The organism is Pseudomonas sp. IT-P395, from assembly GCF_949767675.1.
GTDB lineage: Bacteria > Pseudomonadota > Gammaproteobacteria > Pseudomonadales > Pseudomonadaceae > Aquipseudomonas.
Window position 1 is genome coordinate 91,192 of sequence record NZ_CATKPW010000006.1, and the last position, 18,881, is coordinate 110,072.

Consider the following 18,881-nt stretch of genomic DNA (forward strand, 5'->3'; position numbering starts at 1 on the left):
GACACAATCCCCCTGTGGGAATGAGCCTGCTCGCGATAGCGTCATCATTGCCAACATTTATGCTGACTGATCCACCGCCATCGCGAGCAGGCTCACTCCTACAATGGATTTGGGTTCGGCTTGACTCTCGCGTTGCGAGCGGCCAACTTCCACGTCCACCGCCACAGCAAAAAAGCACCCCATCCATGTCCATGCCGTCCCTGTTGTCCCAGCACATCGTCCGCCGTCCGCAGCGCATCGCCCTGCTGCAACACATCGCCGAACAGGGCTCGATCACCCGCGCCGCAAAAAGCGCAGGCCTGAGTTACAAAGCGGCGTGGGATGCCATCGATGAGCTGAACAATCTGGCGCAAAAACCGCTGGTCGAGCGTGCCGTCGGCGGCAAGGGCGGGGGCGGTGCGAAACTCTCCAGCGAAGGCGAGCGCGTGTTGCGCCTGTATCAAAAGCTTCAGGCCTTGCAGGCCCAGGTGCTGGAGGCAGCGGAAGATGCCAGCGACCTCGACCTGCTCGGTCGCTTGATGCTCAGAACCAGCGCGCGCAACCAGTTGCACGGCAAAGTCGTGGCGATCGAAGCGCAGGGCCGCAATGACCTGATCCGCCTCGAACTGGCCGAAGGGCTGTGCCTCGACGCGCAGATCACCCACGACAGCACCGTGCATCTGGAGCTGCAAAGCGGTACCGAAGTGGTGGCGCTGATCAAGGCCGGCTGGCTGGAATTGCTCGGCACCGAGCAATCTGCAACGTCTGGTCACAATCTTCTGAAGGGCACTATCGAAGCGATTCTCGACGCCGAGGACGGCCCTAGCGAAGTACGGATTACCCTGCCCAACGGCCATACCCTCTGCGCCTTGGCTGAGCCGCTCGATTTGCGCACTCGCGGGCTGACCGTCGAGCAACCGGTGCAGGTGCAGTTTTCGCCGTCCAATGTGCTGATCGGCACGCCGCTGTAATCAGGCGCTGCAACGAAAGCGTCATCGACGCTCATTAAGGTAGCTGCCAAAACCAAGCAGGGAGCCTGATGTGAGCCTATTAGAAGAAAACCAATCCACTGACCTGGAAAAAATGGTCGGCCTCAGCCGTCGTGGTTTCATCGGCGCCGGTGCGCTGTGCGGCGCGGCGATGTTCCTCGGTGGCAGTCTGTTGAGCCGCAGCGCGCTGGCCACCGGCGTCAGCGCCGGCAACAGCCGCCTGCTCGGTTTCGAGAGCATTCCCGCTGCGACCACCGATGTCATCACGCTGCCCAAAGGCTACAAGTCGTCAGTGCTGATCAGTTGGGGCCAGCCATTGCAGAAAAACGGTCCGGCCTTCGACCCGAGCGGTAACGGCACCGCGGCCGCACAGGAAGTGCAGTTCGGCGACAACAACGACGGCATGAGCCTGTTCGCCTTCCCCGACGACCGCAACCGCGCGTTGATGGCGATCAACAACGAATACACCAACTACCGCTACCTCTACCCGCACGGCGGCATGCCGCAATCGGCCGAAGACGTGCGCAAGGCGCTGGCCTGCGAAGGCGTGTCGGTGATCGAAGTGCAGCGCAAGAACGGTCAGTGGCAGTTCGTCCAAGGCTCGCGCTACAACCGCCGCATTCACGGCAACTCGCCGCTGCGCATCAGCGGCCCGGCGGCCGGTCACGACTTGATGAAAACCGCCGCCGACAAACACGGCAAGAAAGTCCTCGGCACGTTCCAGAACTGCGCCAACGGCAAAACGCCGTGGGGCACTTACCTGACCTGCGAAGAAAACTTCACCGACTGCTTCGGCAGCAGCAACGCCCAGCAGCAGTTCGACCCGGCGCAGAAGCGCTACGGCGTCTCGGTCGCCAGCCGCGAGATCAACTGGCACCCGTACGACCCGCGCTTCGACATGGCGAAGAACCCCAACGAACTCAACCGACACGGCTGGGTGGTCGAGATAGATCCGTTCGATCCGCAATCGACCCCGGTCAAGCGTACTGCACTGGGCCGCTTCAAACATGAAAACGCCGCCCTGGCCGAGACCGACGACGGTCGCGCCGTGGTGTACATGGGCGACGACGAGCGGGGCGAGTTCATCTACAAATTCGTCAGCCGCGACCGCATCAACCACCGCAACGCCAAGGCCAACCGCGACATCCTCGACCACGGCACCTTGTACGTAGCGAAATTCGACAACGGCGACAGCAACCCCGATCACCCGAAAGGCCAGGGCCAGTGGATCGAGCTGACCCACGGCAAAAACGGCATCGACGCCAGCAGCGGTTTCGCCGATCAGGCTGAAGTGCTGATCCATGCGCGCCTTGCCGCCAGCGTGGTTGGCGCAACGCGCATGGACCGTCCGGAATGGATCGTCGTCAGCCCGAAGGACGGCCAGGTCTATTGCACCCTGACCAACAACGCCAAGCGCGGCGAGGACGGGCAACCGGTGGGCGGACCGAACCCGCGCGAGAAGAACGTCTACGGGCAGATCCTGCGCTGGCGCACCGACCGCGACGATCACGCGTCGAAGTCGTTTGCCTGGGATCTGTTTGTGGTCGCCGGCAATCCGGGCGTACATGCCGGAACGCCGAAGGGTGGCTCGAAAAACATCACCCCGCAGAACATGTTCAACAGCCCGGATGGCTTGGGCTTCGACAAGGCCGGGCGCTTGTGGATTCTCACCGATGGCGACTCCAGTAACGCTGGGGACTTTGCCGGGATGGGCAATAACCAGATGCTTTGCGCCGATCCGAAGACCGGTGAAATTCGTCGGTTCATGGTCGGGCCGATTGGTTGTGAAGTGACGGGCATCAGCTTCTCGCCGGATCAGAAAACCCTGTTTGTCGGGATTCAGCATCCGGGGGAGAACGGTGGTTCGACCTTCCCTGAGCATTTGCCGAATGGCAAGCCGCGGTCTTCGGTGATGGCGATTACTCGCGAGGATGGTGGAATCGTCGGCGCCTGACAGGCCCTCATCGCGAGCAGGCTCACTTCTACATTTGGAATGCGTGCGTTCCCCTGTGGGAGTGAGCCTGCTCGCGATGGCGTCAGCACAGACACCAACCAACTCCCCCGCTGCCATCTGCGCTACCATGCTGGGCCGGACGCGGCAGCCTGCTGCGCGCAGGAGTCAGCATGGCCCACCCGTTTGAAACCCTCACCCCCGACCTCGTGCTTGATGCCGTTGAAAGCATCGGCTTCCTCAGTGATGCACGCATTCTGGCGCTCAACAGCTACGAAAACCGCGTCTATCAGGTCGGCATCGAAGACTCCGAACCGCTGATTGCCAAGTTCTATCGCCCGCAGCGCTGGACCAACGAAGCCATCCTCGAAGAACACAAGTTCACCTTCGAGCTGGCCGACGTCGACATTCCGGTCGTGGCGCCGCTGATCCATAACGGCGAAACCCTGCACGAGCATGCCGGTTTCCGCTTCACCCTGTTCCCGCGGCGCGGCGGCCGTGCGCCGGAGCCGGGCAATCTTGATCAGCTGTATCGCCTCGGCCAGTTGCTCGGGCGCATTCACGCGGTCGGCGCGACCAAGCCGTTCGAACACCGTGAAGCCCTCGCCGTGCAGAACTTCGGCCACGCCTCACTGAACACCTTGCTGGAAGGCAACTTCATTCCGAAAAGCCTGCTGCCGGCCTACGAGTCCGTCGCCCGCGACCTGCTTAAACGCGTGGAAGATGCCTACGCCAACACGCCACACCAGAACATCCGCATGCACGGCGACTGCCACCCCGGCAACATGATGTGCCGCGACGAAATGTTCCACATCGTCGACCTCGACGACTGCCGCATGGGCCCGGCGGTACAGGACATCTGGATGATGCTCGCCGGTGATCGCCAGGAATGCCTGGGGCAGTTGTCGGAGTTGATGGATGGCTACAACGAGTTTCACGACTTCGACCCGCGTGAGCTGGCGCTGATCGAACCGCTGCGCGCCTTGCGTCTGATGCACTACAGCGCCTGGCTCGCGCGGCGCTGGGATGACCCGGCGTTCCCGCACAGCTTTCCGTGGTTCGGCACCGAGCGTTATTGGGGTGATCAGGTGCTGGCGTTGCGTGAGCAGCTATCAGCGCTTAACGAAGAACCTTTGAAGTTGTTCTGAATTAAAGATCAAAAGATCGCAGCCTTCGGCAGCTCCCACATGGATCGCATTCCCCTGTAGGAGCTGCCGAAGGCTGCGATCTTTTCGCTTTCTGACACGACACATCTATACAACCTCCTTACAATCCCTCCTTTGTTAGCTGCCTAAGCAAGGATTCTGCATGCAAGCCGCCAACCCGCGTCGCGGGTACATTCTGGGCCTGAGTGCCTACATCATCTGGGGCCTGTTCCCGATCTACTTCAAAGCCATCGCCGAGGTTCCGGCGGTCGAGATCATCATCCATCGGGTGTTGTGGTCGGCGCTGTTTGGTGCGCTGTTGCTGATGGTGTGGAAACACCCGGGCTGGTTGCGCGAGTTGCTCGACAATCCCAAGCGACTGGCGATTCTGGCCTTGAGCGGAACGCTGATCGCGGCCAACTGGCTGACCTACGTGTGGTCGGTAAACAACGGGCGCATGCTTGAAGCGAGTCTCGGTTACTACATCAACCCGTTGGTAAACGTGCTCTTGGGCATGTTGATTCTTGGCGAACGCTTGCGGCGGATGCAGTGGATCGCGGTCGGTCTGGCAGCGGTCGGTGTAGCGCAACAGGTCTGGCAGGTCGGCAGTCTGCCGTGGGTGTCGCTGGTGCTGGCGCTGACGTTCGGCTTCTACGGTCTGATCCGCAAACAGGCGCCAGTCAAAGCGTTGCCGGGGCTGGTGGTGGAAACCTGGATGCTGGTGCCGATCGCGATTGCCTGGCTGCTCTTCAACCAGACCGCGACCAGCGCTCAACCGGAGTTCTGGACCACGTCCCAAGCCTGGTGGCTGGTGGCGGCCGGTCCGGTGACATTGGTGCCGCTGGTGTGCTTCAACGCCGCCACGCGCCACTTGCCTTACACCACCATCGGCTTCCTGCAATACCTAGCGCCGACCCTGGTGCTGCTGCAAGCGGTGTTGCTGTTCGGTGAGCACTTGTCGTCGAGCACGTTAGTCGCGTTTATCTTCATTTGGGCCGGTCTGGCCGTTTACAGCGTCGATGCCGTGATCAGTTTGCGCCGGCGCAGCTGATCAAAAAACGTACAAAGCCTCGCAGGCCACGGTTCTCGTGGCCTTCATCGTTCCTTCCCAAGGTTATCCACAGCGTGATCCCCGCCGTTTGTGTGCAAGTCACTGAATGTTGGCGGTTTTTTGATCAACTCCAGCAAAGCCACGGCGGGCCTGGCGATGCGGGCAGTCTCTACAGGTTATCCACAGGCAGGTGCACGTTTAAACTGGATAACCCGGTCAGCGTTTAAACGTCTGTGCGTAACACCAGTTCGACCATCAGATCATCGGCCAGGGTTTCCAGGCGCGACTGCAAGACGTCGAGCGACAAGGTCAGTGGCACTGCAAGAATCGCCTCAGCGTGGAACAGCGGTTCACTGCTCATCGGTGCCGGGCGCACTTCCGTCACCAGCCGCTCAAGGTTGACGCCTTGCTCGCTCAACAGCCGGGTGATGTCGCGCACGATGCCGGGACGATCATTGCCCACCAACTCCATGGCGATCGGTTTCCAGGTGCAGGACTGCTCGATACCACTCTCGGCAATCAATACGCGGATGCCATGCGTCGACAGTGCTTGTAGGGAATCGACTAATTCGTCGTAAGCCTCCGCTGGCACGCCCACCCGAAGAATGCCCGCAAACTGCCCGGCCATCCGCGACATGCGGCTTTCCAGCCAGTTACCGCCATGCTCGGCGATGCATTGGGCGATACGCTCGACCTGCCCGGGCTTGTCCGGGGCGAATACGGTGAGTACGAGATGGTCCATGGCGTCGCCCTCTTGTCATGACTTTTGTTATAGAAGGGGAAGTATAGGCAAGGGTCGAATTTGCGTTGAGGCGACCGACGCTTTCGCGAGCAGGCTCGCTCCCACATAAACCGTTGCCATAGCAGCCAAATAGCATTTATGTGTACAACTTTTTATATTTAGCTGGAACAATCCAATGGTTTTTTGAGAACATCCCGTTCCGCGATGTGACCGCAATGCGACATGAGGTCGCAGAACGACGTAATTAGTCTGATTTTCACAAGCGCAACTCATCATGTAGTATGCCGCAGCGCGCACTACATAACGCTGGATCGATGTCTGCCCAAGGCCTGTTCGCAACCCTGAAAGCCCCGTCAGCAAGGCCCCCAAGCCGTTGATTGGTCCCAGCCCAGCCGCCCGCAATGGCATGTACTGGTCGGCAGGTTTGTGGTTTAAATGGCCAGAGGCTTCATTGTCAAATTGAAGAGCTGAAAAGCGAAATAGCTGAGCAGAGTGAGGCAAGCAATGACTGAACACGTTCAAGTCGGTGGCCTGCAGGTCGCCAAAGTCCTGTTCGACTTCGTGAACAACGAAGCCATTCCCGGTACCGGCCTCACCGCCGACAAGTTCTGGGAAGGTGCCGACAAGGTCATTCATGACCTGGCGCCGAAGAACAAAGCCCTACTCGCCAAACGCGATGACTTCCAGGCTCGTATCGATGCCTGGCATCAGGAACGCAACGGTCAGGCGCACGACGCCGTGGCCTATAAAACCTTCCTGCAAGAAATCGGTTATCTGCTGCCAGAAGCGGCTGATTTCCAGGCAACGACACAAAACGTCGATGATGAAATCGCCCGCACCGCCGGCCCACAACTTGTTGTGCCGGTGATGAACGCCCGCTTCGCTCTCAATGCCTCGAACGCCCGCTGGGGTTCGCTGTATGACGCCCTCTACGGCACCGACGCGATCAGCGAAGACGGTGGCGCGGAAAAAGGCAAAGGCTACAACAAGGTGCGTGGCGACAAAGTCATCGCCTTCGCCCGTGCGTTCCTCGACGAAGCTGCGCCATTGGCAGCTGGCTCCCACGTCGATTCGACCGCCTACAAAATCGCTGACGGCAAACTGCTGGTCACCCTCAAGGGCGGCAGCAACACTGGCCTACGCGATGACGCTCAGTTGATCGGTTTCCAAGGCGACGCCAACGCGCCAATCGCCATCTTGCTGAAACACAACGGTCTGCACTTCGAAATTCAGGTCGACGCTACTACCCCGGTTGGCCAGACCGACCCGGCCGGCGTCAAAGACATCCTGATGGAAGCGGCCCTGACCACCATCATGGACTGCGAAGACTCCGTGGCCGCCGTCGATGCTGACGATAAAGTGGTGATCTACCGCAACTGGCTCGGCCTGATGAAGGGCGACCTGTCGGAGTCCGTGTCCAAGGGCGGTCAGACCTTCACCCGCACCATGAACCCGGATCGCACCTACACCGCGCCGAATGGCGGTGAAGTGACGTTGCACGGTCGTTCGCTGCTGTTCGTGCGTAACGTCGGTCACCTGATGACCATCGACGCGATCCTCGACAAAGACGGCCACGAAGTGCCGGAAGGCATCCTCGACGGTCTGGTCACTTGCCTCGCGGCGATGCACAACCTCAACGGCAACACCTCGCGCCGCAACACTCGCACCGGTTCCGTGTACATCGTTAAACCGAAGATGCACGGCCCGGAAGAAGCGGCGTTCACCAACGAGCTGTTCGGCCGCATCGAAGACGTGCTGGGCCTGAAGCGCAATACGCTGAAAGTCGGGATCATGGACGAGGAACGCCGTACCACGGTCAACCTCAAGGCCTGCATCAAGGCAGCCAGCGAGCGTGTGGTGTTCATCAACACCGGTTTCCTCGACCGTACCGGCGACGAAATCCACACCTCCATGGAAGCCGGCCCGGTTGTGCGCAAGGCCGACATGAAGGCTGAGAAGTGGATCGGCGCGTACGAAAACTGGAACGTCGATATCGGTCTGAGCACTGGCCTGCAAGGTCGTGCGCAAATCGGTAAAGGCATGTGGGCCATGCCCGACCTGATGGCCGCGATGCTCGAGCAGAAAATCGCGCACCCGCTGGCCGGCGCCAATACCGCTTGGGTACCGTCGCCAACGGCTGCTGCGCTGCACGCGCTGCATTATCACAAGGTCGACGTGTTCGCCCGTCAGGCCGAACTGGCCAAACGTGCTCGTGCTTCGGTGGACGACATCCTGACCATCCCGCTGGCGGTCAACCCGAACTGGACGCCAGAGCAAATCAAGAACGAACTGGACAACAATTCCCAGGGCATTCTCGGTTACGTGGTGCGTTGGATTGACCAGGGTGTTGGCTGCTCGAAAGTACCGGACATCAACGACGTCGGCCTGATGGAAGACCGTGCCACGCTGCGTATCTCCAGCCAGCACATCGCCAACTGGCTGCGCCACGGTGTGGTGACCGAAGCGCAAGTGATGGAAAGCCTCAAGCGCATGGCGCCGGTGGTGGATCGTCAGAACGCCAACGACCCGCTGTACCGTCCGCTAGCACCGAACTTCGACAGCAACATCGCCTTCCAGGCGGCGGTCGAACTGGTGGTTGAAGGCACCAAGCAGCCGAATGGCTACACCGAGCCGGTGCTGCACCGTCGTCGTCGCGAGTTCAAGAAGGCCAACGGCTTGTAACTTGCGCTGAATGCCGGACATGAAAAAGCCCTGATCGAGAGATCAGGGCTTTTTTGTTTGTGTGGTGTGGGCTGGTATTTGTGGAGGGCTTGAGATCCATCCCCCTCACCCCAGCCCTCTCCCCCAAGGGGTAGAGGGGGAAAGGGAGCAGATTGGGGAAGCTTCAAGTTCTGAGTTCGACTCGGTAATTTCAAGTCGGTGTACCTTGCACATTCACCGCGCTCAGTCCCCTCTCCCTCTGGGCGGTCCGACGTTTCGGGAGGGTTAGGGTGAGGGGCTCTCAGGGGTCGATACCCAATTCGTGTTTGACCAGACCGAGCAACTTGCCCGTATCAATCGGCTTGAGCAAAAAATCCACCACGCTCAAATGCATCGCCGCAATCGCGTCTTTCACATCAGCATCGCCGGACACGATGATGATCGGCATCGCTGCCCTCACCGACTCACGCACCTGACGGATCAGCTCGAGGCCGTCGACATTGCCCATGCGCAGATCCGTGATCACCAGCCCGATCGAAGGCTTTTCTTCGAGCATCTTCAGCGCCGTCTCGCCACTGGCTGCGGTCATGCAACGAATGCCATCCAACGCGAGAATCTCCGACAACAGCTCCCGGGCGTCCTTGTCGTCATCAACGATCAATACACGCTGAGGTGGCAGGTCAGGTTCGAGCATGACTGCACTGAGCGCTTCTCGCTCGGCATCGCTCAAAATATCGTGGTCGGACATGGCGCTCTCTAAATATTCAAAACAGTCCCTTGGCAAGTGGTCAGACATCGCTGGGCAGAGCTTCAATGTGCACTTCGTCGGATTTTTTTCCAAGGGGGCAAACCAGGGAATTTCCGACTGTTTGCGTAGGGCATCTCCGAAACTGCGCCAATGGTGGCAAAACCTAGACTTACGTCCAATGGGCACCCCGCCCGCAGGGGTCGACCATGGCCAGAACGATCCGACAACAACAATTCGAAAAGACTGCGGTAATGGTTATGAGTAAAGCGGACGCCTTCACCCAGGCAGGGAAAACCGCGGTATTGCAGAACATTCAGGGCACCCTGCAATTCCTTCAGCGCTTCCCGCCCTTCAATCAGATGGAACACGCCCACCTGGCTTATCTGGTGGAGCAATGTCAGCTGCGTTTCTACGGCCAGGGCGAGAGCATCATCAAACCCGCCGACGGCCCGGTCGAACATTTCTATATCGTCAAACAAGGTCGGGTGGTCGGCGAACGTCAGCACATCACCAAACCCGGCACCGAGACCACGTTTGAAATCACCACCGGCGAATGTTTTCCGTTGGCCGCACTGCTCGGTGAACGCGCGACGCGCACCGAACACCTGGCCGGCGAAGATACGTTCTGCCTGCAACTGAACAAACTGGCGTTCATCAAACTGTTCGCCCTGTCCAACGCCTTCCGTGATTTCGCCTTGCGCGGGGTCAGCAGCCTGCTTGATCAGGTCAATCAGCAAGTGCAGCAAAAAGCCGTGGAAACCCTCGGCACGCAGTACTCGCTGAACACCCGACTCGGCGAACTGGCGATGCGTCACCCGGTGACCTGCGGCCCGGACACGCCATTGCGCGAAGCGGTGAAGTTGATGCACGAGCAGCAGGTCGGCAGCATCGTTGCGGTGGATGAACACAAGGCGCCGTTGGGCATTTTCACCCTGCGCGATCTGCGTCATGTGGTGGCCGCCGGTATTGGCGATTTCGGCGAAGCCATCGAGCGCCACATGACGCCTTCGCCCTTTTATCTTTCGCCGGATCACAGTGCGTTCGATGCGGCGATTGCCATGACCGAACGGCACATCGCGCATGTCTGCCTGGTCAAGGATCAGCGCCTGTGCGGCGTGGTCTCCGAGCGCGATCTGTTTTCCCTGCAACGGGTCGATCTGGTGCATCTGGCGCGGACGATTCGCAGCGCCCAGCGCGTCGAACAACTGGTGAGCCTGCGCGGCGAGATCGGCCAACTGGTCGAACGCATGCTCGCCCACGGTGCGTCCTCGACGCAGATCACCCACATCATCACCCTGCTCAACGACCACACCGTGTGCCGCGTCATCGAACTGACCCTCGCCGAAAAAGGCGATCCCGGCGTGCCGTTCAGTTGGCTGTGTTTCGGCAGCGAAGGTCGCCGCGAGCAGACGCTGCACACCGATCAGGACAACGGCATTCTGTTCGACGCGCGGGACGCAGCACATGCGGCAGAGATTCGCGGCAAGTTGCTGCCGATTGCCCAGCAGATCAACCACAGCCTGGCGCTGTGCGGTTTCACCCTGTGCAAGGGCAACATCATGGCCGGCAACCCCGAACTGTGTCTGTCGCGGGCAGAATGGGCGCGGCGTTTTGCGGCGTTCATTCGCGAGGCGACGCCGGAAAATCTTCTTGGGTCGAGCATCTATTTCGATCTGCGCGTGGTCTGGGGCGATGAAAAAAGCTGCGAACAGTTGCGCCGGGGCATTCTTGACCAAGTCGGCGACAACCGTTTGTTCCAGCGCATGATGGCCGAGAACGCCCTGCGCAATCGTCCACCGGTGGGACGTTTCCGCGAGTTTGTGCTGGCGCGCAAGAATGGCGAGAAAGCCACGCTGGATCTGAAGGTGCAGGGGCTGACGCCATTCGTGGATGGCGCGCGACTGCTCGCGCTGGCTAACGGCATCGACGCCAACAACACCCTCGAACGCTTCCGTCAGTTGGTCGAGAAAGAAGTGATCGAACGGCTGGACGGCGCGGCGTATGAAGAGGCGTATCACTTCATTCAGCAAACGCGCATGCAGCAGCATCAGTTGCAGACCCGCGAGAATCTGCCCTATTCCAACCGCGTAGACCCCGACAGCCTCAATCACCTGGACCGGCGCATCCTGCGTGAATCCTTGCGTCAGGCGCAGCGCCTGCAAAGCAGCCTGACCTTGCGGTATCAGCTATGAGCCTGTTTTCGTGGCTGCGCCCGGCGAGTGCGGTGGTGCCGGTGGATTTCCAGCAGCGTCTGGCTCAGTTGCCAACGATTACACAGCTCAGCGAATGCACACTGCGCGAACAGCGCTGGGTGGTGCTGGATCTTGAAACTACCGGGCTGAATCTGAGCAAAGACCGAGTGTTGTCGATTGGCGCGGTGGTGATCGAGGACGGCGCGATCGATTTCAGTCAGCAGTTCGAACGCACGTTGCAATGTCGCGAATTGAAGCTCAGCCCCAGCGTGTTGATTCACGGGTTGGGGCCGAATGCGATTGCGGCGGGCAGTGAGCCGGCCGAGGCGTTGCTCGAACTCATGGAATTTATCGGCGACAGCCCGGTATTGGCGTTTCATGCGCCGTTTGATCAGCACATGCTCGGGCGCGCGTTGAAGGAGCATCTGGGGCACAAGTTGCAGCAGGTGTTTCTTGATGTCGCCGACATTGCACCGCTGGTGTGTCCGCGGGCGCACATTCGTGAGGCTGGACTGGATGAGTGGATCGACTGGTTCAAGCTTGAGGTGTTCGAGCGGCATAACGCGAGTGCCGATGCGCTGGCGACGGCGGAACTGGCGTTGATTCTGTTCAGCCGGGCGCGGGGGCAGCAAATTCATAGTCCGTTGAATTTGCAGCAGCGGTTGAGTCAGTGGAAGCGTAGGCAGCAGGCGCCTTCGTTTTAAATCAAAAGCCCCTCACCCCAGCCCTCTCCCGGAGGGAGAGGGGGCCGACTGAGGTGTCTCGGGCTTTTCATCGACCTGAAAGACCGAGTTGATTGTGGATTCACTGAAAATCGTTCAGATCGGTGTATCTCCTGAATATCCCCCAATCGGTCCCTTCTCCCCCCGGGAGAGGGCTAGGGTGAGGGGGTCTGCCTTTACATGCCCACCTGACCAGTGGCCAATTGCTAACCATTCCCACCTCTGCCACAATCGCGAACAATTCGCGTTAGTTAACACTTCCCAATCGGTGATGTCCGGTGTCGTCAGTCCCAAGCCCTCACAGTGAGCTCGTCGGTGCGATGTATCGCGACCATCGCGGTTGGCTGCTGGCCTGGCTGCGGCGCAATGTGGCGTGTCCAGAGCGTGCCGAGGACCTGAGTCAGGACACCTTTGTGCGCCTGCTCGGTCGCGACGAAATGCTGACACCGCGCGAGCCGCGGGCCTTTCTGGTGGCGATCGCCAAAGGCCTGCTGTTCGACTACTTCCGTCGTGCGGCGCTGGAACAGGCCTACCTCACCGAACTGATGCTGATCCCCGAAGGCGAGCAACCGTCGGTGGAAGAACAGCAAATGATCCTCGAAGACCTCAAAGCCATCGACCGCTTGCTCGGCAAACTGTCGACCAAGGCCCGCGCCGCTTTCCTTTATAACCGTCTCGATGGCCTCAGCCATGCCGAGATCGCCGACAAGCTCGGCGTCTCGGTGCCGCGTGTGCGTCAGTATCTGGCGCAAGGCATTCGTCAGTGCTACATCGCCCTGTACGGTGAGCCGACATGAGTCCGGCCAGTTCCAGCCCCGTACCGGCGCATGTACTGGACGCGGCGATTGCCTGGCAACTGACCCTCGACTCGAGCAGCCCGCTAGAGCGCGAGGAGTTTGCCAAATGGCATGCGGCCCATGAAGAACACGCCCGGGCGTGGCGACAACTGGGCATGCTCGATCAGCGTTTCAGCGTGGCTAAAGGCCCGGCACGCAGTGCCTTGCTACAGTCGCGCGAAGGCATTCGCCGGCGCGTGCGCAAGCTTGGCAGTGGGTTGGCCAGCGTTGTAGTGATTGTTGGTTTGGGGTTGTTCGCCAGTGAACGGTTTCTGCCGCTGGATTACTGGCTTGCCGATCAACGCACTGCGACTGGTGAACAGCGCACCGTGCGTCTGGCTGACGGCACGGTGCTGAATCTGAACACCCACAGTGCGGTGGATGTGCGGTTCGATGACAAGCGCCGATTGATCGTGTTGCAGGAAGGCGAAATTCTCGTCGAGACCGGTCATGGCGATGCGCGTCCCTTTATCGTCGAAACCCGCGAAGGCAGCATGCGCGCCTTGGGTACGCGGTTTCTGGTCAAGCGTGAAGACGAAGGCACGCGCCTGAGCGTGTTGCAGTCGGCGGTCGCGGCGCACCCGCAATCCAATCCTGAAGAGCAAATTCTCCATGAAGGCCAGCAAGTGCTGCTGCGCAGTGATGGATTGGGTTCGATCGTCGCGCTCAATCCCGGCGCGGATGCCTGGACGCGTGGCATGTTGGTGGTGGATAACGCGCGCCTTGGCGATCTGGTGCATGAACTGGGGCGTTATCGTCGTGGGCACCTGGGCGTGGCCCCGGAAGTGGCGGACCTGCGCATCACTGGCAGCTTTCCGCTGCATGACACCGATAAGGCCCTGAGCGCATTGCTGCCGACCCTGCCGGTGCAGATCGAGCGGCATACGCCGTATTGGGTCACTGTCGCGAAGGCCGATATCAAGCCTGAGTAATGCGGTGTCTGAGCGGCCGCCATCGCTGGCAAGCCAGCTCCCACAGGGATCTGCGGTGAGCAGCAATTTTGTGAACAGCACTGAAACCTGTGGGAGCTGGCTTGCCAGCGATGAGGCCCCTACAGCCTCCACTTTCAGTTAATCGAAATTATTTTCATCCAGCCCTATCACTTTTCGCTTTTCATCCGGCACACAGGCAATTGAGAAATATTTCCATTCAGGAGCCGCCGTATGTCCCGTTCGCTAGACACCTTGTTGCGCCCCAGTCTGCTGGCCGTCGCTATCGCGCTCAGCGCGCCGCTGATCAGCAGTCCGTTGCTCGCCGCTGAACAAGCGTCCAGCGTGCGCGCCTACAATCTGCCGGCGGCGCCACTGTCGACCACCTTGAACCAGATCGCCAGCCAGGGCGGCATCGCGCTGTCGCTGAATCCGTCGCTGGCCGCAGGCAAGACCTCGGCACCGGTGAACGGCCAATACGACGCGGCCGGTGCCTTGCGCGCGGCCCTGCGTGGCACCGGTTTGCAACTGGAGCAAAGCAATACCGGCACTTACACCTTGGTCGCCGTGCCTGAAGGGACGTTGGCCCTGCCGGAAACTTCCGTCATCGGTGTGGAGAACTTCGAAAGCGCCTGGGGCCCGGTTGAAGGCTACACCGCCACCCGCACCGCCGCCGGCAGCAAGACCGACACCGCACTGGTCGAAGCGCCGCGTTCGATCTCCGTCGCGACTCGCCAGCAAATGGACGACCGTAGCGTGCACAGTCTCGACGACGCTGTGCGCTACATGCCGGGCATCACCGCCAGCAGCTACGGCAGCGACACCCGCGCCGACTGGCTGCGTGTGCGCGGTTTCGAACCGACCCAGTTCCTCGATGGCCTGCCGCTGCCGAAAGGCGTGTACGCCAACCCGAAACAGGAAACCTGGAACCTCGATCGCCTCGCCCTGCTGCGCGGCCCGGCCTCCTCGGTTTACGGCCAGACTCCGCCGGGCGGTTTGCTGGACATGGTCAGCCGTCGTCCAAGCGCTGAAGACAGCAACGAAATCCAGCTGCAGTACGGCAGCGACAACCACCGTCAGATCAACTTCGCCAGCACCGGCAAGATCGATGACGCCGGCCAGTTTCTCTATGGCCTCAGCGGTGTGGTGCGCGACAGCGGCACGCAGGTCGATCACGTCGACAACAAGCGCTACAACATCGCGCCGAGCCTGACCTGGAACATCGACGACGACACCAAGCTCACCCTGCTGAGCCAGTTCACCCGCGACGATACCGGCATCACCAGCCAGTTCCTGCCGGTGCAGGGCACCAAGATCAAGTCGCCGCTCGGTGATATTTCCCACCACAAGAATCTGGGTGATCCGGACTGGGAATATTACGATCGCACCTACTACGCGCTGGGCTACGCCTTCGAACATCGTCTGAACGATGTCTGGCAGTTCAAGCAGAACCTGCGCTACACCAAGTCGGATCTGTCGTTCCAGTCGCTGACGCCGGGTTCCTACCCGTTCACCGAAGTGGATGATCAAGGCAACGTCGGGCGCACCAGCACCAGCGTCGAAGAAGACATCAGTCAGTTCGCCGTGGACAACAACTTCCAGGCCGACTTCGCCACCGGCGACATCCGCCACACCCTGCTGCTGGGCCTGGATCATCAGCGCAGCAACACCAACTACACCTCGATCTTCGGCGACGGTTTGACCACCAACGTGATCACACCGATCTACGGCCAGCCAATCGTACGTCCAGCGCGCTCCACGGCGTTTTACGATTACGACCAGAAAACCTACCAGACCGGCCTGTACATCCAGGACCAGATGGCCCTCGACCAGTGGCGCCTGACCCTCGGCGGCCGTGAAGACTGGGTGCACACCAGCACAAAGTTCATCAACAAGGGCGATGCCACCAACACCCAGCGTGACAAGGCCTTCAGCGGCAACGCAGCGCTCAGTTATGTCTTCGACAACGGTTTCGTGCCGTACCTGTCGTACGCCGAATCCTTCCAGCCGACCACGGGCGCCGACGCCACCTCGACCGGTTCGCTCAAACCGACCGAAGGCAAGCAGTGGGAACTGGGCATCAAGTACCAGCCACCGGGCAGCAAAACCCTGCTGACCGCCGCCGTGTACGACCTCACCCAGAAGAACGTCTCGGTTAACACCTTCGTCAACAACGTGTCGATCACCAGTCAGACCGGCGAAGTGAAAGTCAAAGGCCTCGAGCTGGAAGCGGTTTCCGACGTCACCGACAACCTGAAAGTCATCGCTGCCTACACCCTGGCCAAATCCGAAGTGCAGAATGGCGTCGACAAGGGCAATCGCCTGCAACTGATGCCGAACCAGCAAGCGTCGCTGTGGACCGATTACACCTGGCACGCCGGCGTCCTCGACGGCTTCGGCATTGGCGGTGGCGTGCGTTACACCGGCAACACCTACGGCGACAAGGCCAACACCTGGCTGGGCAAAGCGGACGCCTACACTGTGTTCGACGCAAGTGTGCATTACGACCTCGGCCGTCTGGACAACAGCCTCAAAGGCGCGTCGCTGGCGGTCAACGCAACCAACCTGTTCGACAAGGAATACATTTCCACCTGCGACAGCTTCTACTGCTACTACGGCGACACGCGCAGTGTCGTCGCCAGCGCCACTTACAAGTGGTAAGCAACTGAGCTGAAACAGGCCCTGTGACCAGGCCGTCCTTCGTGGACGGCTTTGGTGTTTTTGAAGGTCATGAAATGAAAAGTAAAACAATTCGTCGCTGGTCGTTCATCCACACCTGGACCAGCCTGGTCTGCACCGTGTTTCTGCTGATGCTGGCACTGACCGGATTGCCGCTGATTTTCCATCACGAGATCGAGCACCTGCTCGGCGATGCGCCCGAAGTGCGCGAGATGCCCGCCGACACGCCACGTCTGAATCTGGCGCAACTGGTCGAGGCCGCCGAGAAACATCGTCCCGATGAAGTCGTGCAGTACTTCGGTTTCGATGACGATGAGCCGAATGCCGTACTGACGATCATGGCGAAAACCGCCGGCACCGAACCGAACTCCTCGCACACCTTCATGCTCGACGCACGCACCGGTGAAGCGCTGGAAACCCCATCGGCCAATGGCGGCTTGATGCTGTTTATCCTGCGCCTGCACGTCGACATGTTCGCCGGGCTGCCGGGCAAATTGCTGCTGGCGTTTATGGGCTTGTTGTTTGTCGTGGCCATCGTGTCCGGAACGGTGCTGTACCTGCCGTTCATGCGCCGTTTGAAGTTCGGCACGGTGCGTCAGGACAAGTCGACACGGCTGCGCTGGCTCGACCTGCATAACCTGATTGGCGTGGTCACCCTGACCTGGGCGTTGGTGGTCGGCGTGACCGGTGTGATCAGCGCCTGCGCCGACCTGCTGATCGCCGCTTGGCGCAACGATGCACTGACTGCGCTGATCGAACCTTACCGCGATGCGCCACCGCTGACCCACTTGGCGCCGGCCACGCGTTTGCTCGATATCGCTGCTGAAGTTGCGCCGGAGATGAAACCGGACTTCATTGCCTTTCCCGGCACACGCTTTTCCAGCGAACACCATTACTCGGTGTTCATGAAGGGCGGCACGCACCTGACCTCGCATCTGCTGACGCCGGTACTGATCGATGCGACCACTCTGCAGGTTACCGCCGTGGCCGAACGTCCGTGGTACATGGACGCCATGGGCATGTCGCAGCCGTTGCACTTTGGTGATTACGGCGGCATGCCGATGAAAACCCTCTGGGCCACGCTCGATGTGTTGACGATCATTGTGCTCGGCAGTGGCGTTTATCTGTGGGTGGTGCGGCGCAAAGCGGCCAAACCCCTGCTGGAAACGGCGGAGGCGTCTGCATGAAGCCGCGTCAGTCGAATTTCTGGAAGGTGTTCAGCACGCCGATCGTGATTGCGTTGCTGAGTGCAGCGGGGTTGTTTGCGGCGTTGCTGGGGGATGGGATTTGGGATGTGTTGAGCTGGGTTGGGCTGGGTGTTCCGGCATTTCTGGCGATCAGGGGATTGTTGCTGCGCAGGTAGTTTTTGTGCTGTCGGTGATGGCCTCATCGCTGGCAAGCCAGCTCCCACAAGGATCTCTGCTGGGCCTGAAATGTGTGTTCACTGCAAAAACCTGTGGGAGCTGGCTTGCCAGCGATGGCGGCCGGATGGGCGCCATAAATTCCCTCGCCAGCCATCGCGGTTCTGACTAGGCTAACCACCTGCTCTTCGACGATCACCGAGGTTTGCCAATGTCTGCCCCCAGCATGACCCTGTACCACAACACGCTCTCTCCGTTTGTGCGCAAAGTGATGGTGTTGCTGCACGAAACCGGCCAGCAGGATCGCGTCGCCTTGCAAGACTGTGTGCTCAGCCCGGTCAGCCCGAGTGCCGAGCTCAATGCCGATAACCCGCTGGGCAAGATTCCCGCCCTGCGTCTGGCCGACGGCAACGTCATCCATGACAGCCGGGTGATCCTCGAATACCTCGACCAGCAGCACGTCGGCAATCCGCTGATCCCCCGCGAAGGCGCGGCTCGCTGGCGGCGTCTGACCCTGGCATCGATGGCCGACGGGATCATGGATGCGTCGGTGATGGTGCGTTATGAAATGGTCCTGCGCGCGCCGGAAAAACATTGGGACGAATGGCTCGAAGCGCAGCGCGACAAGATCCGCCGTGCCCTCGCGGTGTTGGAAAAAGATGCCATTGCCGAGCTGACCAGCCATTTCGATGTCGCGGCGCTCAGCGTGGCGTGTGCGCTGGGTTATCTCGATCTGCGTTTCCCGGACCTGGGCTGGCGTGATGCCAACCCGCAACTGGCCAACTGGTACTTTGAGGTGAGTCAGCGACCGTCCATGATCGCCACGATGCCCAAGCCTTAAATCGGCGGCGCCTGTTCCGGCCTCTTCGCTGGCAAGCCAGCTCCCACAGGATTTG

At 60.3% G+C, this 18,881-nt stretch carries 15 protein-coding genes; 13 read left to right on the forward strand and 2 right to left on the reverse strand.

What is annotated here, in order from left to right; genetic code table 11:
- Nucleotides 1–185: 185 nt before the first annotated feature.
- The 4 genes from ACM6IN_RS05720 to rarD all read left to right on the forward strand — a co-directional run bounded on the left by ACM6IN_RS05720 (nt 186) and on the right by rarD (nt 5,115).
- The gene (locus ACM6IN_RS05720) at nt 186–950 is read left to right on the forward strand and encodes a TOBE domain-containing protein (protein ID WP_007910027.1); all 765 of its coding nucleotides are present in this window, start codon (nt 186–188) and stop codon (nt 948–950) included.
- A gap of 70 nt (nt 951–1,020) precedes the next feature.
- Complete coding sequence (locus ACM6IN_RS05725) at nt 1,021–2,922, forward strand: PhoX family protein (protein ID WP_007910026.1); 1,902 nt, start codon at nt 1,021–1,023, stop codon at nt 2,920–2,922.
- A gap of 170 nt (nt 2,923–3,092) precedes the next feature.
- Entirely contained in the window at nt 3,093–4,067 is a 975-nt protein-coding gene (locus ACM6IN_RS05730) for a serine/threonine protein kinase (protein WP_007910023.1), read from the forward strand.
- Between the two features lie 160 nt (nt 4,068–4,227).
- Nucleotides 4,228–5,115, forward strand: coding sequence for an EamA family transporter RarD (gene rarD, locus ACM6IN_RS05735; RefSeq protein ID WP_007910020.1), 888 nt, complete (start codon nt 4,228–4,230; stop codon nt 5,113–5,115).
- A gap of 223 nt (nt 5,116–5,338) precedes the next feature.
- Here the strand turns inward: rarD and ACM6IN_RS05740 are convergent, their stop codons facing one another.
- Entirely contained in the window at nt 5,339–5,857 is a 519-nt protein-coding gene (locus ACM6IN_RS05740; RefSeq protein WP_007910018.1) for a glycine cleavage system protein R, read from the reverse strand.
- Nucleotides 5,858–6,361: 504 nt separating this feature from the next.
- On the opposite strand from ACM6IN_RS05740, the gene ACM6IN_RS05745 reads away from it, so the two are divergent.
- On the forward strand, nt 6,362–8,539 hold the full coding sequence (locus tag ACM6IN_RS05745) for a malate synthase G (protein ID WP_414915569.1): 2,178 nt from the start codon (nt 6,362–6,364) through the stop codon (nt 8,537–8,539).
- A gap of 280 nt (nt 8,540–8,819) precedes the next feature.
- Here the strand turns inward: ACM6IN_RS05745 and ACM6IN_RS05750 are convergent, their stop codons facing one another.
- A complete protein-coding gene (locus ACM6IN_RS05750; protein ID WP_414915570.1) occupies nt 8,820–9,266 on the reverse strand; it encodes a response regulator in 447 nt (148 codons plus the stop codon).
- 257 nt (nt 9,267–9,523) lie between these two features.
- On the opposite strand from ACM6IN_RS05750, the gene ACM6IN_RS05755 reads away from it, so the two are divergent.
- The 8 genes from ACM6IN_RS05755 (at nt 9,524) to ACM6IN_RS05790 (ending at nt 18,826) form a co-directional block, all read left to right on the forward strand.
- The gene (locus ACM6IN_RS05755) at nt 9,524–11,458 is read left to right on the forward strand and encodes a putative nucleotidyltransferase substrate binding domain-containing protein (protein ID WP_414915571.1); all 1,935 of its coding nucleotides are present in this window, start codon (nt 9,524–9,526) and stop codon (nt 11,456–11,458) included.
- Nucleotides 11,455–12,162, forward strand: coding sequence for a PolC-type DNA polymerase III (locus ACM6IN_RS05760; protein WP_414915572.1), 708 nt, complete (start codon nt 11,455–11,457; stop codon nt 12,160–12,162). Before ACM6IN_RS05755 ends, ACM6IN_RS05760 begins: the two co-directional genes overlap by 4 nt.
- 338 nt (nt 12,163–12,500) lie before the next feature.
- The gene (locus ACM6IN_RS05765; protein WP_256588363.1) at nt 12,501–12,977 is read left to right on the forward strand and encodes an RNA polymerase sigma factor; all 477 of its coding nucleotides are present in this window, start codon (nt 12,501–12,503) and stop codon (nt 12,975–12,977) included.
- Entirely contained in the window at nt 12,974–13,948 is a 975-nt protein-coding gene (locus tag ACM6IN_RS05770) for a FecR domain-containing protein (RefSeq protein WP_007910012.1), read from the forward strand. Before ACM6IN_RS05765 ends, ACM6IN_RS05770 begins: the two co-directional genes overlap by 4 nt.
- A 231-nt stretch (nt 13,949–14,179) precedes the next feature.
- Complete coding sequence (locus ACM6IN_RS05775; RefSeq protein ID WP_414915573.1) at nt 14,180–16,606, forward strand: TonB-dependent siderophore receptor; 2,427 nt, start codon at nt 14,180–14,182, stop codon at nt 16,604–16,606.
- Between the two features lie 74 nt (nt 16,607–16,680).
- Nucleotides 16,681–17,811, forward strand: a complete 1,131-nt coding sequence (locus ACM6IN_RS05780; protein ID WP_414915574.1) for a PepSY-associated TM helix domain-containing protein — start codon at nt 16,681–16,683, stop codon at nt 17,809–17,811.
- On the forward strand, nt 17,808–17,987 hold the full coding sequence (locus tag ACM6IN_RS05785; protein WP_007910007.1) for a hypothetical protein: 180 nt from the start codon (nt 17,808–17,810) through the stop codon (nt 17,985–17,987). Before ACM6IN_RS05780 ends, ACM6IN_RS05785 begins: the two co-directional genes overlap by 4 nt.
- Nucleotides 17,988–18,196: 209 nt before the next feature.
- Nucleotides 18,197–18,826 carry a glutathione S-transferase gene (locus tag ACM6IN_RS05790; RefSeq protein WP_414915575.1) on the forward strand — a complete coding sequence of 210 codons (630 nt, stop codon included), beginning with the start codon at nt 18,197–18,199 and terminating at the stop codon, nt 18,824–18,826.
- Nucleotides 18,827–18,881: the final 55 nt, after the last annotated feature.

Coding starts and splice junctions, on each gene's coding strand:
- ACM6IN_RS05720 (WP_007910027.1), top strand. CDS start 186: ATGTCCATGCCGTCCCTGTTGTCCCAGCACATCGTCCGCCGTCCGCAG.
- ACM6IN_RS05730 (WP_007910023.1), top strand. CDS start 3,093: ATGGCCCACCCGTTTGAAACCCTCACCCCCGACCTCGTGCTTGATGCC.
- rarD (WP_007910020.1), top strand. CDS start 4,228: ATGCAAGCCGCCAACCCGCGTCGCGGGTACATTCTGGGCCTGAGTGCC.
- ACM6IN_RS05740 (WP_007910018.1), bottom strand. CDS start 5,857: ATGGACCATCTCGTACTCACCGTATTCGCCCCGGACAAGCCCGGGCAG.
- ACM6IN_RS05745 (WP_414915569.1), top strand. CDS start 6,362: ATGACTGAACACGTTCAAGTCGGTGGCCTGCAGGTCGCCAAAGTCCTG.
- ACM6IN_RS05750 (WP_414915570.1), bottom strand. CDS start 9,266: ATGTCCGACCACGATATTTTGAGCGATGCCGAGCGAGAAGCGCTCAGT.
- ACM6IN_RS05755 (WP_414915571.1), top strand. CDS start 9,524: ATGAGTAAAGCGGACGCCTTCACCCAGGCAGGGAAAACCGCGGTATTG.
- ACM6IN_RS05760 (WP_414915572.1), top strand. CDS start 11,455: ATGAGCCTGTTTTCGTGGCTGCGCCCGGCGAGTGCGGTGGTGCCGGTG.
- ACM6IN_RS05765 (WP_256588363.1), top strand. CDS start 12,501: ATGTATCGCGACCATCGCGGTTGGCTGCTGGCCTGGCTGCGGCGCAAT.
- ACM6IN_RS05770 (WP_007910012.1), top strand. CDS start 12,974: ATGAGTCCGGCCAGTTCCAGCCCCGTACCGGCGCATGTACTGGACGCG.
- ACM6IN_RS05775 (WP_414915573.1), top strand. CDS start 14,180: ATGTCCCGTTCGCTAGACACCTTGTTGCGCCCCAGTCTGCTGGCCGTC.
- ACM6IN_RS05780 (WP_414915574.1), top strand. CDS start 16,681: ATGAAAAGTAAAACAATTCGTCGCTGGTCGTTCATCCACACCTGGACC.
- ACM6IN_RS05785 (WP_007910007.1), top strand. CDS start 17,808: ATGAAGCCGCGTCAGTCGAATTTCTGGAAGGTGTTCAGCACGCCGATC.
- ACM6IN_RS05790 (WP_414915575.1), top strand. CDS start 18,197: ATGTCTGCCCCCAGCATGACCCTGTACCACAACACGCTCTCTCCGTTT.